The 13,649-nt window shown below is 61.8% G+C and carries 12 protein-coding genes; 9 read left to right on the top strand and 3 right to left on the bottom strand.

Annotation, left to right across the window (positions count from 1 at the left end):
- Positions 1-13: 13 nt before the first annotated feature.
- Positions 14-1,399 carry a Trk system potassium transporter TrkA gene (gene trkA / locus BLT26_RS11600; RefSeq protein WP_091514093.1) on the top strand — a complete coding sequence of 462 codons (1,386 nt, stop codon included), beginning with the start codon at positions 14-16 and terminating at the stop codon, positions 1,397-1,399.
- 143 nt (positions 1,400-1,542) lie between these two features.
- On the top strand, positions 1,543-2,994 hold the full coding sequence (locus BLT26_RS11595) for a TrkH family potassium uptake protein (protein WP_091514089.1): 1,452 nt from the start codon (positions 1,543-1,545) through the stop codon (positions 2,992-2,994).
- A gap of 41 nt (positions 2,995-3,035) precedes the next feature.
- On the opposite strand, the gene BLT26_RS11590 is transcribed toward BLT26_RS11595, so the two are convergent.
- Positions 3,036-3,644 carry a CDP-alcohol phosphatidyltransferase family protein gene (locus BLT26_RS11590; protein WP_091514085.1) on the bottom strand — a complete coding sequence of 203 codons (609 nt, stop codon included), beginning with the start codon at positions 3,642-3,644 and terminating at the stop codon, positions 3,036-3,038.
- A gap of 43 nt (positions 3,645-3,687) precedes the next feature.
- On the opposite strand from BLT26_RS11590, the gene BLT26_RS11585 reads away from it, so the two are divergent.
- Positions 3,688-4,923 (top strand): NupC/NupG family nucleoside CNT transporter, encoded by a 1,236-nt coding sequence (locus BLT26_RS11585; protein WP_091514081.1) that lies wholly within the window; start codon positions 3,688-3,690, stop codon positions 4,921-4,923.
- Positions 4,924-4,945: 22 nt separating this feature from the next.
- On the opposite strand, the gene BLT26_RS11580 is transcribed toward BLT26_RS11585, so the two are convergent.
- Positions 4,946-5,830: a lysophospholipid acyltransferase family protein gene (locus BLT26_RS11580; RefSeq protein ID WP_091514077.1), complete on the bottom strand. Its 885-nt coding sequence runs from the start codon at positions 5,828-5,830 to the stop codon at positions 4,946-4,948.
- A gap of 222 nt (positions 5,831-6,052) precedes the next feature.
- On the opposite strand from BLT26_RS11580, the gene glyQ reads away from it, so the two are divergent.
- The 5 genes from glyQ to BLT26_RS11560 all read left to right on the top strand — a co-directional run bounded on the left by glyQ (position 6,053) and on the right by BLT26_RS11560 (position 11,675).
- The gene (gene glyQ, locus BLT26_RS11575; RefSeq protein WP_091514073.1) at positions 6,053-7,021 is read left to right on the top strand and encodes a glycine--tRNA ligase subunit alpha; all 969 of its coding nucleotides are present in this window, start codon (positions 6,053-6,055) and stop codon (positions 7,019-7,021) included.
- On the top strand, positions 7,021-9,102 hold the full coding sequence (glyS, locus tag BLT26_RS11570; protein ID WP_091514069.1) for a glycine--tRNA ligase subunit beta: 2,082 nt from the start codon (positions 7,021-7,023) through the stop codon (positions 9,100-9,102). The genes glyQ and glyS overlap by 1 nt, the downstream gene beginning before the upstream one ends.
- Before the next feature lie 64 nt (positions 9,103-9,166).
- Positions 9,167-9,715, top strand: coding sequence for a D-glycero-beta-D-manno-heptose 1,7-bisphosphate 7-phosphatase (gmhB, locus tag BLT26_RS11565; RefSeq protein WP_091514067.1), 549 nt, complete (start codon positions 9,167-9,169; stop codon positions 9,713-9,715).
- A gap of 328 nt (positions 9,716-10,043) precedes the next feature.
- Entirely contained in the window at positions 10,044-10,739 is a 696-nt protein-coding gene (locus BLT26_RS16325) for a hypothetical protein (protein WP_139169520.1), read from the top strand.
- Positions 10,740-10,892: 153 nt separating this feature from the next.
- A complete protein-coding gene (locus tag BLT26_RS11560; RefSeq protein ID WP_139169518.1) occupies positions 10,893-11,675 on the top strand; it encodes a hypothetical protein in 783 nt (260 codons plus the stop codon).
- A gap of 138 nt (positions 11,676-11,813) precedes the next feature.
- On the opposite strand, the gene BLT26_RS11555 is transcribed toward BLT26_RS11560, so the two are convergent.
- Complete coding sequence (locus BLT26_RS11555; RefSeq protein WP_091514060.1) at positions 11,814-12,164, bottom strand: hypothetical protein; 351 nt, start codon at positions 12,162-12,164, stop codon at positions 11,814-11,816.
- Positions 12,165-12,376: 212 nt separating this feature from the next.
- On the opposite strand from BLT26_RS11555, the gene BLT26_RS11550 reads away from it, so the two are divergent.
- Positions 12,377-13,567 carry a class I SAM-dependent rRNA methyltransferase gene (locus BLT26_RS11550; RefSeq protein ID WP_091514057.1) on the top strand — a complete coding sequence of 397 codons (1,191 nt, stop codon included), beginning with the start codon at positions 12,377-12,379 and terminating at the stop codon, positions 13,565-13,567.
- Positions 13,568-13,649 lie beyond the last annotated feature (82 nt).

Genomic DNA, 13,649 nt, shown 5'->3' with positions numbered 1-13,649 from the left:
AGCCAATCGCAATATGAAAATTGTTATTCTCGGCGCCGGGCAGGTGGGAGGCTCTCTGGCGGAAAGCCTCGCCTCTGAACGCAACGATATTGTGCTGGTGGACAGCGACGAGAAAACCCTGCGCGAGCTGCGCGACCGCATCGATATCGGCATCGTCGCCGGCCACGCCTCCCACCCGGACATCCTGCAGGAAGCCGGTATCGAGGATGCCGACATCCTGGTGGCGGTCACCAACAACGACGAGACCAATATGGCCGCGTGCCAGATTGCCCACTCGCTGTTCCGCGTACCCACCAAGATCGCCCGGGTGCGCGCCGCGGCCTACCTGCAGTACCCGCAGCTTTTCGATCCCCAGTCCATTCCCATCGACGTACTGATCAGCCCCGAGCAGCTGGTGTCCGAATATATCGCCCGCCTGATGGCCTACCCCGGTGCCCTGCAGGTGCTGGACTTTGCCGACGGCCGCGTACAGCTGGTGGCGGTACGCGCCATCCAGGGCGGGCCGCTGGTGGGACACCAGCTGCGCTACCTGCGCCAGCACATGCCCAAGGTGGACACGCGGGTGGCGGCCATCTACCGCCGCAACAGCCCCATTATTCCCCAGGGCGATACCGTGATCGAGGCCGGTGACGAGGTGTTCTTCCTCGCGGCGCGCGCGGATATCCGCGCAGTCATGAGCGAGTTGCGGCGGCTCGAGCAGGGCTACAAGCGGGTGACCATCGCCGGCGGCGGCAATATCGGCCTGCGGCTGGCACTGAAACTGGAAAACCGCTACACGGTCAAGATCATCGAACAGAGCCACGAGCGCTGTGTATTCCTGTCCGAAGAGCTTTCCAACACCATCATCCTGCACGGCAGTGCATCCGACCAGGACCTGCTGCTGGAGGAGAGCATCGAGGATACCGATGTGTTCCTCGCGGTTACCAACGACGACGAGGCCAACATCATGTCGTCATTGCTGGCCAAGCGACTCGGCGCTCGCAAGGTGATGACGCTGATCAACAACCGTGCCTACGTGGACCTCGTGCAGGGTGGTGAAATCGATATCGCGATCTCCCCGCAGCAAAACACCATCGGCAGCCTGCTGACCCATGTGCGCCGCGGTGACATGGTCAATGTGCACTCGCTGCGCCGCGGGGCCGCGGAGGCCATCGAGGTTATCGCCCACGGCGACCGACGCACCTCGAAAGTGGTGGGGCGCAAGATCGAGGATATCGACCTGCCGGAGGGCGCCGCCATCGGTGCCATCGTCCGCGAGACAGAGCACGGCAGTGAGGTGCTGATCGCCCACGACGACGTGGTGGTGCAGACCGATGACCACGTGATTGTGTTCCTGGTGGACCGGCGCCACACACGCCACGTGGAGCAGCTGTTCCAGGTGGGGTTCAGTTTTTTCTAGATAATTTATTGGCGAAAAGATTCGTAGGAGCGGCCCATGGCCGCGATCAGCTTCGGCACTACCGAGATGGGCCCTCTTTCGCGGCCATGGGCCGCTCCTACAAAAAATACATTCACGGACAGGCCACGGGCTGATAGGCGCCGATGCGAATTGCAGTAATAGCGCGAGTTTTCGGGATCCTGCTGACGGTATTCAGCCTCACGCTGTTGCCGCCCATCGGCGTGTCCCTCTGGTACGATGACGGCACCCACCCCGCCTTCAGCATCGCCTTCGCCATCACCCTGATAACCGGCCTGTTCATGTGGCTGCCGGTGCACGACCTGCGCCAGGAGATGCGCACCCGCGACGGCTTCGTGGTTACCTCGCTCTTCTGGCTGGTACTGGGCAGTTTCGGTGCACTGCCGCTGATCATAAGCCCGCTGCCCGACCTGGGCATTACCGACTCGATATTCGAGTCCCTGTCCGGGCTCACCACTACCGGCGCCACAGTGATCACGGGGCTCGACGACCTGCCGCCGGCCATCCTCTACTACCGGCAGCAGCTGCAGTGGTTCGGCGGTATCGGGGTAATCGTGATCGCGCTCGCGATCCTTCCCATGCTGGGTATCGGTGGCATGCAGCTGTACAAGGCGGAAACGCCCGGGCCGGTGAAGGACACCAAACTAACCCCGCGCATCGCCGAGACGGCGCGGGCGCTGTTCGTGATCTATATCATCCTCACGCTACTGTGCGGACTCGGTTACTGGTGGGCAGGAATGACGGTATTCGACGCGGTGGGCCACGCGTTTTCCACTGTCGCCAACGGCGGTTTCTCTACCCACGATGCCAGCATGGGCTTCTACGCCAACAACCGCGCCATCATGGCGATCTGTATCTTCTTCATGTTCACTGCAGCGATCAATTTCGGCCTGCACTTTTTTGCCTTCCGCAATCGCACCCTCGGGCACTACTGGCGCGACTCGGAATTCCGTTTCTGGGTGAGCCTGACCCTCTGCTCGGCAGTGCTGGTAAGCCTCTATCTCTGGCTGGAGGGTGTCTTCTCTCCCGGCAGCAGTTTCCTGCACGGCTTTTTCCAGGTGGTGTCTATCGGCACCACGGCCGGCTTCGCCTCGGAAAACTTTTCGGCCTGGCCTGCATTCCTGCCTTTTGGGCTGCTGATGCTGGGGATCCTGGGCGCCTGCGCCGGCTCGACCTGCGGTGGCATCAAGGCGGTGCGGGGCATGCTGATCATGAAATCGGGCATGCGGGAGCTGAACCGGCTGGTGCACGCCAACGCCGTGGTGCCCATCAAGGTCAACGGCAAGATTGTCCCGGAGCGGGTAACCGACGCGGTGTGGGGCTTTTTCGCGGTCTATCTCCTGTCGTTTATCATCATCACCATCGTGGTGATGGCGACCGGCGAGGATTTCGTCACCTCCATTTCCACCGTGGCCTCCTGCCTGAGTAATATCGGCCCAGCGCTCGGCGACGCCGCGGCCAACTATGGCTCGATCAACGAGGTGGCCAAGTGGTTCCTGATCCTGGCCATGCTGATGGGGCGCCTGGAAATATTTACCCTGTTGGTGCTGCTGACGCCGGCGTTCTGGCGTCACTGAGGGTGCGGCCGGCAAGGTGCGGCCGGCCAGGTGCGGCCACCCTATTCGAAGGTGTCGTGCTTGCCGCGGATAATCTGCCAGTAGCGCGGCAGGAAGGTGAGCAGGACGTAGATTTCCAGCAGGCAACCGAGCAGGCTGATCGCGCCGATGGTTGTGTGCAGCGGGCTGCCGGAAAAATAATAGTCGTCGGATACCTCGACCAGGACATTCTGCAGGAACCCGAGCCCGAGCACGATGAAGGCCACGGCGGTGGCCAGTTTGGGTAAAAAGCGCGGGGCCACCTTGAAGGGCCGCCGCAGCCAGCCCATCAGCACCGGGAACACAGTGAGCTGGATACCGTAGCGGATGATCACCAGAACCGCGAAAACGGCCACTACCGGCCCGAAATTCCACATCAGCGGAAGCAGGCACAGTACGAACAGCTTGTCGGCCACCGGGTCCAGCAGTGCACCCATCTGCGAGTGCCAGCGGTAACGCCTGGCGAGCTGGCCGTCGAGCAGGTCGGTGAGGGCCCCGAGGCTGAATGCCAGCAGGGCGGGTACCGCCCAGTTGTCCTGCGCCAGCCAGATGATCACCGGGATCAACAGGATGCGCAGGATCGACAGGCAGTTGGGTATGTAGCGCAATACGGAATGTTGGCTGCTTTCCATTATCGATAATTACAGCGCCCGGGGCGCATTGGATCTCCTGTTTATGTGGCAAGCCCTGCTGGGAATTCTGGTCTTTACCGCCATCCCCGTCGTCCTGAGCGAGAACCGCCGCGCCATCTCGCCGCGACTGGTGCTCGCCTGCCTGGCACTGCAGTTCGCCATAGCCTGGCTGATGCTGCGCATCACCTGGGTGCAGGACCTGCTGCTGGGGCTCAACAGTGCGGTCAAGGTGCTCGAGCAGGCGGCGCTGGCCGGCAGCAGTTACATGTTCGGTTACCTCGGCGGGGCCGAACTGCCGTTCGAGGCGGACGGACCGGGCACACCCTTCATCATAGCCTTCCAGGTGCTGCCCATCGTACTGGTGATGAGCGCCCTCTCCGCAATCCTGTTCTACTGGGGCATTCTACAGCGGGTCATCGGCGGGCTCGGTTTCCTGCTGCAGAAGGTACTGCGGCTGGACGGACTGCAGACCTTTGCTGTCGCCTCCAGTGTTTTCTTCGGGATCGTGGAGGCGCCGCTGCTGGTGCGGCCGTATTTCGAGTCCATGTCGCGCTCCACACTGTTCCTGCTGATCACTGCCGCCATGTCCACCGTCGCGGGCACAGTCATGGTTCTCTACGCCAGCCAGCTGGAGGGGATCATCGCCAACCCCGCCGGGCACATCCTGGTGGCATCGCTGATCAGCATGCCGGCCGCAGTGCTGTTCGCACAGTTGTGGGTTCCCCCCGCCGACCGCCGGCAGCACCACATACCGCCGGTGCACAGCGAGGCGCAGAGCACCCTGGACGCACTGGTGCGCGGCACCGAGGACGGGGTCAAGCTGCTGCTCAACATCATCGGCATGATCATGGTGCTGTTCGCCCTGATCTACCTGGTCAACGCCCTGCTGGGAGCCCTGTTCGGCGAGGGGATCACGCTCGAGTACCTGGCCTCGTTCCTGTTCCATCCCATCGTGTGGCTGATGGGAGTGGACAGCGCCGACCTGGGCCAGGCGGCGGAGCTGATGAGTATCAAGCTGATTTTCAACGAGTTCGTCGCCTACCAGCGTATTGCCGAGCTGGGCCCGGACGCACTGTCGCCCCACAGCTACCTGGTGCTGGTCTATGCCATCTGCGGCTTCGCCAACTTCGCCAGCCTGGGCCTGGTGGTGGGCACGATTTCGACGATCGTACCCGGGCGCACGGCCGAGGTGGCCTACCTGGCCACCCGCGCCCTGTTCGCCGGGCTGCTGGCCACCTGCATGACCGGCACAGTGGTGGGGCTGCTGCACCCGGGCTGAGGCTCCCGGGTCCGAACGGGCGTCAGGCCTTGCGGTAGATACCGCTCTTGCCCTCGGGGGACCGGCGGAAGCGCTTGTATTCCCACTGGTACTGCTCCGGTGCCTCGGCGATACAGGCCTCCACGCCGCGGTTCATGGCCGCCAGCGAGACCTTCTGCTCCTCGCTGTAGATGGCCTGCTCGGCCGGTAACAGCACCAGTTCATAGCCGTCGTCCAGGCGTTTGCCGAAACCGAACACGCAGCGGCAGCCGGTGCGTTGCAGCAGGTTGTGGGCCAGGGTCATGGTCAGCGCGGGCCGGCCGAAGAAGGGGGCGAAGTCACCGCCCAGGTCGGGCTCCTGGTCCGGGAGCACCATCACAATCTCGCCCGCCCTCAGCGCCTTGAGCAGCGCGCGCACGCCGCGCACGTCGGTCGGCATAAGGCTGGCACCGGTCGCCTGGCGCGCATTGCGGATCACCGGGTCCAGCGCGGCGAGCTTGGGCGGCGCGTAGAGGGCTGTCGACGGTCCCAGGGTGGCGAGGTACATGCCGAAGATTTCCCAGTTGCCGATATGTGGCATCAGCACCAGCACGCCGCGCTTTTCATGTACCTCGTCGGTCAGCAGCTGCTGGTTGCGCACCCGCACGATGTGGTCCTCGGTCGTGCTCCAGGGCTGCTGCCACACCGCGGCGACCTCGAACCCGGTCATGGCGGTGTGGACCACGCTGCGGCGCGCCAGTCGCTCGCGCTCCCGCGGGTCCATGGCCGGGTAGCATTGCGCGAGGTTGATGCGGGTCAACCGCAGGCTCTCGCCGCGGGCCAGCACGGCGACCCGGCCGGCCAGCCGGCCCAGGCGCCGCGCCCAGTGCAGGGGCAGGCGTCCCACCAGTTTGAGTGTGAACAGGGCCAACCGGCTCTTGATATCCAAGACAACAACTTCCTCTGCCAACTACACAAATACGGAACCGCGGGCGCCCGCCCCTGTCCCTCCATTATGGCGATTGATGCGGCGCCGGGAGCCGCTCCAGGGTCCCCATGCCTTTAGTGCATCCCCGGCTACCGCTATAATTGCGTCCCTTTTGCCCGCCGCCATCGCCAGGGAAGTTCCCCGGCCGGGCGGGCCGCCGACAACACATATCCGGAGATAGCGGTGTCCAAGCAACACGACCTCAGCACATTCCAGGGACTGATCTTTGCCCTGCAGGATTACTGGGCGCGCCAAGGGTGCGTCATTCTACAGCCTCTGGATATGGAAGTGGGTGCCGGCACCTTCCACCCGGCCACTTTCCTGCGCGCTATCGGTCCGGAAACCTGGAATGCGGCCTATGTGCAGCCCTGCCGCCGCCCCACCGATGGCCGCTACGGCGATAACCCCAACCGCCTGCAGCACTACTACCAGTACCAGGTGGTGATGAAGCCGTCCCCGGACAACATCCAGGATCTCTACCTGGACAGCCTGCGGGCCATGGGCGTAGATCCGGCCATCCACGACATCCGCTTCGTTGAGGATAACTGGGAATCCCCCACCCTGGGCGCCTGGGGGCTCGGCTGGGAAGTGTGGCTGAACGGTATGGAGGTCACCCAGTTCACATACTTCCAGCAGGTGGGTGGCCTCGAGTGCTACCCGGTAACCGGCGAGATCACCTACGGCCTCGAGCGGATCGCCATGTACCTGCAGAACGTCGAGTCCATCTACGACCTGGTCTGGACCCGCAACCCGGACGGCAGCCCGGTCACCTATGGCGACGTGTTCCACCAGAATGAGGTGGAGATGTCCCACTATAACTTCGAGCACGCCGACGTGGAGTTCCTGTTCAACTCCTTCGACCACAGCGAGCGCGAGAGCCAGCGGCTGATCGAACTGGGCCTGCCCCTGCCTGCCTACGAACAGGTCATGAAAGCCTCCCACGCCTTCAACCTGCTGGACGCGCGCCACGCCATCTCGGTGACCGAGCGCCAGCGCTACATCCTGCGGGTGCGCACCCTGGCGCGCGCCGTGGCCCAGGCCTATTTCGACGCGCGGCGCTCGCTCGGCTTCCCGCTGGCGGCGGAAGCCATTCGCAAAGAGATTCTGGCGGAGCAGCCGGAACAGCAGTCCGAACAAGAGGAGAAGCAGTAATGGCGCAGGATTTTCTGGTTGAACTGGGCACCGAAGAGCTGCCGCCGACCGCACTGCACACCCTGATGGAGGCCTTCGCCGAGGGTATCGAGCAGGGCCTGAAGGGCGCCGAGCTGGAGTTCGGTGAGGTTAAGGCCTATGCCGCGCCCCGCCGGCTGGCGGTAGCCGTCTCCGGGCTGGCCGACCGCCAGCAGGACAAGCAGATCGAGAAGCTGGGGCCGGCGGTGAAGGCGGCCTTCGATAAGGACGGCAAGCCGAGCAAGGCGGCCGAGGGCTTCGCTCGCAGTAACGGCGTCACCGTGGACCAGCTATCGCGCAAGGAAACCGACAAGGGTGAGCGCCTGGCGTTTGTCAGCGAGCAGAAAGGGGCGGACACCGTGTCGCTGCTGCCGGGCATCGTGGAGAGATCCCTGGCCCAGTTGCCGATCCCCAAGCGCATGCGCTGGGGCGCCCGCCGCGAGGAGTTCGTGCGCCCGGTGCACTGGCTGCTGATGCTGTTCGGCAATGAGGTGGTAGAAGGTGAGGTGCTCGGGCTGCAGGCCGGCAATACCACCCGCGGACACCGCTTTCATTGCAATCGCGAGCTGGAAGTTCATTCGCCCAAGGACTACGTGCAGAAGCTGCGCGACCCGGGCCACGTGGTGGTGGACTTCGCCGAGCGCCGTGAGATGATCCGCGACCAGGTCACCGCCGAGGCCCACAACGTCAACGGCGAGGCCGTTATCGAGGACGACCTGCTGGATGAGGTCACCGCGCTGGTGGAGTGGCCGGTGGCGCTGACCGGCCGCTTCGAGGAGCGCTTCCTCGACGTGCCGGCAGAGGCCCTGATCTCCTCCATGAAGGAGCACCAGAAATACTTCCACGTGGTGGACGGCGACGGCCAGCTGCTGCCCTTCTTCATCACCGTGGCCAATATCGACAGCCAGGACCCCAGGCAGGTGATCGAGGGCAATGAGCGGGTCATCCGGCCGCGCCTGTCCGATGCCGCCTTCTTCTTCGAGACCGACAAGAAAACCAGCCTCGAGGCCAGGCGCGAAAAGCTCAAGCAGGTGATCTTCCAGCAGAAGCTGGGCACCATCTACGACAAGACCGAGCGCCTGGCCGCGCTGGCGCCGAGGATCGCCGCCGCCATCGGCGCCGACGAGACCGAGGCAGAGCGCGCGGCCAAGCTGTGCAAGTCGGACCTGGTCACCGAGATGGTGTTCGAGTTCGCCGACCTGCAGGGCGTGGCCGGCTACTACTACGCCGAGAATGATGGCGAACCCCTCGACGTGGCCAAGGCCATGTACGAGCAGTACATGCCCAAGTTCGCCGGCGACGAGCTGCCCAAGAGCCAGACCGGCACCGTGCTGGCGCTGGCCGACCGGCTGGATACGCTGGTGGGAATCTTCGGTATCGGCCAGCCGCCCAGCGGTTCGCGCGATCCCTTCGCGCTGCGCCGCGCCAGCCTGGGCGTGATTCGCCTGGTGGTGGAAAAGAAACTGGACCTGGACCTGCGCAAGCTGCTGGAACTGGCGCGCGACAACTACCCGCGCACCGCCCTGGGTGAGTACAACAGCGTGGTGGAGCAGGCCCTCGCCTACATCCTCGAGCGCTTCCGCGCCCGCTATGAAGATCAGGGCGTACCCGCCGAGGTTTTCATGGCGGTGGCCGCGCGCAACCTGTCCCGCCCGCTGGATATCGACAACCGCGTACACGCGGTGCATGCCTTCAGCCAGCTGCCTGAGGCCGCGGCCCTGGCGGCAGCCAACAAGCGGGTCTCGAATATCCTCGCCAAGCTGGACGGCCCGGTGCCCTCCTCCGTGGACGAAAGCCTGCTCAAGGAGGACGCGGAGCAGGCACTTTACGCAGCGGTAAAAGATGCCCAGCAGCAGGTGCAGCCGCTCTACGCCGCGGCCATGTTCACCGACGGCCTGGCCGGGCTTTCAGGCCTGCGGGAGAGCGTCGACAGCTTCTTCGACAACGTCATGGTGATGGCGGAAGACGAGCAGCTGCGCAATAACCGGCTGGCGCTGCTGGCCCAGTTGCGCGCGCTTTTCCTGGAGGTTGCCGATATTTCCCTGCTGGCGCCGGCCAAGTAACGTCAAGCTGGCGTGGCGGAGACCTGCGCGCAGGTTTCCGCTGCCAGCCAATCGGGTTTAAGCCATGACCATTATCGTGCTCGACCGGGACGGGGTTGTTAACCGGGAAGTGGAAGGCGGCTGCCGTAGCGCAGACGACTGGACCCCCCTGCCCGGCAGTATCGAGGCCATGGCCGAACTCTCACAGGCGGGCTACCAGCTGGCCATCGCCACCAACCAGCCCGGACTCGCACGCGGGTGGTTCGACCTGGATGACCTGGAGGCCATGCACGCGAAGATGCGTGCGCTGGTCGAGGACGCCGGTGGCGAAGTGGCGGGCATTTTCTATTGCCCCCACGATGCCGTTGACAACTGCCGCTGCCGCAAGCCCGCCACCGGGTTACTGGACGTGATCGAGGCGGAATTCGATACCAGCCTGCACGACTGTTATTTCGTCGGCGACCGGCTGCGGGACCTGCAGGCGGCAGTGGCCAAGGGCTGCAAGCCGGTGCTGGTGCGTACTGGCCGTGGTGAAGAGACCGTACTGGAACTGATCAGCAATCCGGACGCGAGCCTGTCACAGACCGCAGTGTTTGACGACCTGGGGCAATTCTCAAAGTTTATCTTGCAGTAGAAGACGACCGGCCCGGATAGTTCGCTTACAACTGTTTCCCGCGCGCTGGCTTTGGCGGCTTGTCCGACCAGGTCGTTGTTTCCCCGCACTTCACTTCAAGCGTGACTCTTTCCTGCCGCGCCACCTCCACTTTCCTTAAACTGTTGCAGCACCCTGCCAGCTCAGTCACCAGCCTTTCCTGGTATTACTCCAGGGCGTGAAATGAACCCACACCGCTTTCTACCTTGGCCACAGCTCACTATCTTCTCGTAATTCCTGGCGCCATCAGATGGCGGCTACTACCTTATACCCACACTCTCTACGTTGTGCCGGCACTTGAGGACTCACCATGCGCCACACACTTGTCTTGCTAACCTGCTGTTTATTTTCCCAACACGGTCATTCGGGGGAAATATTCATAGCGGCATTGATTGAAAACGATGTGGAAGTGCTAAGGGGTATTCCTTTTCCCAACAGTGACGGTGACTTTGAAGTTTATGTTCGCTGTAGTGCAGGTCTATCCAGCTTTGCTGCTGAATATGGGTTTCTAAATAATCGGTGCTACGTAGACCAACAGGATTTTCCGGGACTCGCGGAGTCCGTTGAAGAGAGGGCTCGTTCGTTTCATGTTTTACCGGCGAGGCTTAACAATAAGACTCAGACCGTACTGGTGAAATACATGGTAATTTTTAAAAAGAAGGGCACCAGGCGAGAGATATCCCTGCTTCCAAATCACGGGTTCAACTCGTCAATGAAAACACTGGGGTATTTCAGCCCCCAGAAAATTCTTTATCCGAGATCGAGGTTGAGGTGCAGGAAGTGTCCAGATGCTGTCCCAATCCCGGTCTACTCCCATGTTGATGCACAAGGTCATGTCAGGGATATCACTATAGAGTCGCAAGAAATCAGTGAAGTATGTAGATCAAGCCTGGCTGAGAGCTTCATTAATTACAGGCATATACCCGCCATTGATGGTGGTGAGGCCACCCCTTCGACCCTGGTTGATATAGTGGTTCGGGGCCGAGGAGGCTGTATTTTCATATGATGGCGAAATACCAGTATCTCTTCACTTCGCCTCAGGCTCGAGAAGTCTAGGCAAACAGCCAACTATTCCTGAATACAGTCCGCCCTTCGCATATTGAAGACCCAGACGTATTTTCAGCAAGTGATGCTAACGTGCCATTCTGGTGACGAGCCTATGAGAATCATTTTTTATCCGCGTACAGGATTTTACCCTTTTAGCGAAACCCCACTACAGGGCGTACCGATGGTTAGAGCGTTTGCGACAGTGGTACTTGTTTTCTTTGCGAGCTGGGCCTCGGGAAAGCCCGACTATCAGCCTGCAACTATAGAGAATGACCTGGAGCTGTTGGCTCAGGTGCCGTTCCCGGAGATAGAGGAAGATTTCGATATCCTGATTCGCTGCTCTGGCTATGTACGTTCCAACAAGACCCGGTTTTCCGAGCATGTATGCTTTTCCGAAGCGCGCGAATTCACAAAACTATCCCTGCAGATTGATGAGTGGTTTGGAAAGGAGCTGTTAGTGTCACCCGCCAAAGTTGACGGGGAGAGTGTAAAGGTCTTGCTGAAGTACAGCATCCGTTTACTGAAGTCGGGGGGACGAGGAAGGATCACTCTTTTTCAGCATCATGGAGATCCCGAGGAAGGCGGCGGCGATATCTATCTGGGAGCCCAAAAGGTGTTTTCCAAATTCGAAAGGCCAAGGTGCCACACCTGTTCTTACGGCACGCCTATGGTTGCAACTGCAGCCATCGACGAGTCCGGAAATGTTCGTGATGTCCACATTCTGTCTCCGGAGTTAACTGACTCCTGCAAGGCAAGCTTGGCAAAATCCCTGACTAGACAGGAATTTATTCCCGCAGTACGGGACGGGACTGAAGTGCCATCAAGGCTGGTTGCAACGTTCAAGCGCCATGGATCATCTAACGCGCTTCTTGGCAGTCATTGTCACCTGAATTGAATCGATGACCTTGGCTTCCCTGTCTCGGGAATGTCCCTGCTCCTGCGCGCGAGAAACCGATTGCCCCTTGAAGTTTATTTGGGTTTCGCTGGCTTCTTGAAGATGGGACGGAGTGAGGGATCACGCTAGAGAACCTGGTTAGCTGGCCTCGTCCTGTAATACCCCCTGGCATACCAACCCTCTTCCGCCGCCCAGATGGACCCGGAGCCTCTCCCCACCGTGCACCACGGTAACAAGATAGCCCTCAACCACACCGGGCAGGTAACGCCGTCCCGGCTTCGGGCATCCGAGACTGGAATCGGTCCAGGTTTTGGCTTCCAGATCCACCACCGCCAGCCGGTCGGCGCGCACGTTGAGATGGTCAGCGGCAATTTCGATGGCGCGCTGCCTGGCCTCTTCCTTAGCCTGTTCATCTGGCTCCGTGGCAAAGGCCACGCCATTAGAGAATGACAGCGCAGCGAGGATCGCGAGCGTGTGGATCATTTTCATACTGGTACTCCCCTTTTGCCGGGACTTTTTGGACAACCCAAATTTAGGTTCACCACTAGAGAACTGGTAGCGCGGCCGCCTGGTATCAACCCCTGCGCAGTTGCTGGTCCACGCCGGGACTCTGGCCTCGTGGAGGAGACTAGGCTTGCATTGTATGTACGCAAGCCGAAGAATTGCGCCCCCATGACAAACAACGACGGAGCCAGCGAGTCTTGGACACCCAACTATTCCTCAACGCCGGTGCCGACCGGCGCCTCAAGCGCGGGCACCTGTGGATCTACAGCAATGAGGTGGATACGAAGCGACAGCCGCTCAAGGGCATCGAGCCGGGCAGCCAGTGCGAGATCCTCGACAGCCGCGGCAAGTCGCTGGGCTGGGCCTTTATCAATCCGGCCCAGCTGATCTGTGGCCGGCTGGTCTCAAGGCAACAGAAGCTAGATACAGATCTTCTCCGTCTACGGCTGGAACAGGCCCTGGCGCTGCGGGAGCGCTACTTCTCCCAGCCGTCCTATCGGATGGTTTACGGGGATTCCGACCGCCTGCCCGGGCTTGTGGTGGATCGCTTCGGGGATTACCTGGTGGTGCAGGTGAGCAACTGGGGAATGGAACAGTTGCTGGACCAGATCGTGGAGATATTGAAAGAACTCGTGCAGCCGCTGGGTATCCTGCTGCGCAATGACCATCAGGGCCGCGCCATGGAAGACATGCCGCTGGTAAACGAGGAGGTTTACGGAACGGTGCCGGATATGGTGCCCTTCGAGGAAAACGGCGTGGCGCTGCTGGCACCGGTGCACGCGGGGCAGAAAACCGGCTGGTTTTACGATCACCGGGAAAACCGCGCAATGCTGAACCGCTGGGTGGGCGGCAAGCGCGTACTCGATCTCTTTTCCTATGCCGGTGGCTGGGGCGTGCAGGCGCTGGCCCATGGCGCCGCGTCTGCCACCTGCGTGGATGCCTCCGGGCAGGCACTCGACTGGTGCCGGGCCAACGCGGAACACAACAATCTCGGCGACAGGCTCGCCACCGAGCGCGGCAAGGCGGTGGACGTGCTCAAGGCGATGGTGGGCGCCGGGGAGAAATTCGACGTGGTTGTGCTGGACCCACCGGCCTTCATCAAGCGGCGCAAGGACCACAGGGCGGGTTATTCCGCCTACCGCCATATCAACGAACTGGCGATGCGACTGCTGGCGGACAACGGGCTGCTGGTCAGCGCATCCTGTTCGATGCACCTGGCCGGCGAGGAGCTGATGGAGTGTGTGCGCGGGGCCGCCCGGCAGCTGGGGCTGAATGCAGCCGTAATTCACAGTGGTTACCAGGGCGCGGACCACCCGGTGCACCCGGCGATTCCGGAAACCCGCTACCTGAAGGCGCACTTCGCGCACCTTGCCCCGAGCGGCTCATAATCCACGAAACGGAAATGACGTCCAATAAAAAAGGGCCGCGATATTATCGCGGCCCTTTTCGTTTACGGACTTGGTGCGCCGG

It is taken from the genome of Microbulbifer yueqingensis, from assembly GCF_900100355.1.
In the GTDB taxonomy this organism is placed as follows: domain Bacteria; phylum Pseudomonadota; class Gammaproteobacteria; order Pseudomonadales; family Cellvibrionaceae; genus Microbulbifer; species Microbulbifer yueqingensis.
This window is presented reverse-complemented; position numbering and strand designations above follow the sequence as displayed.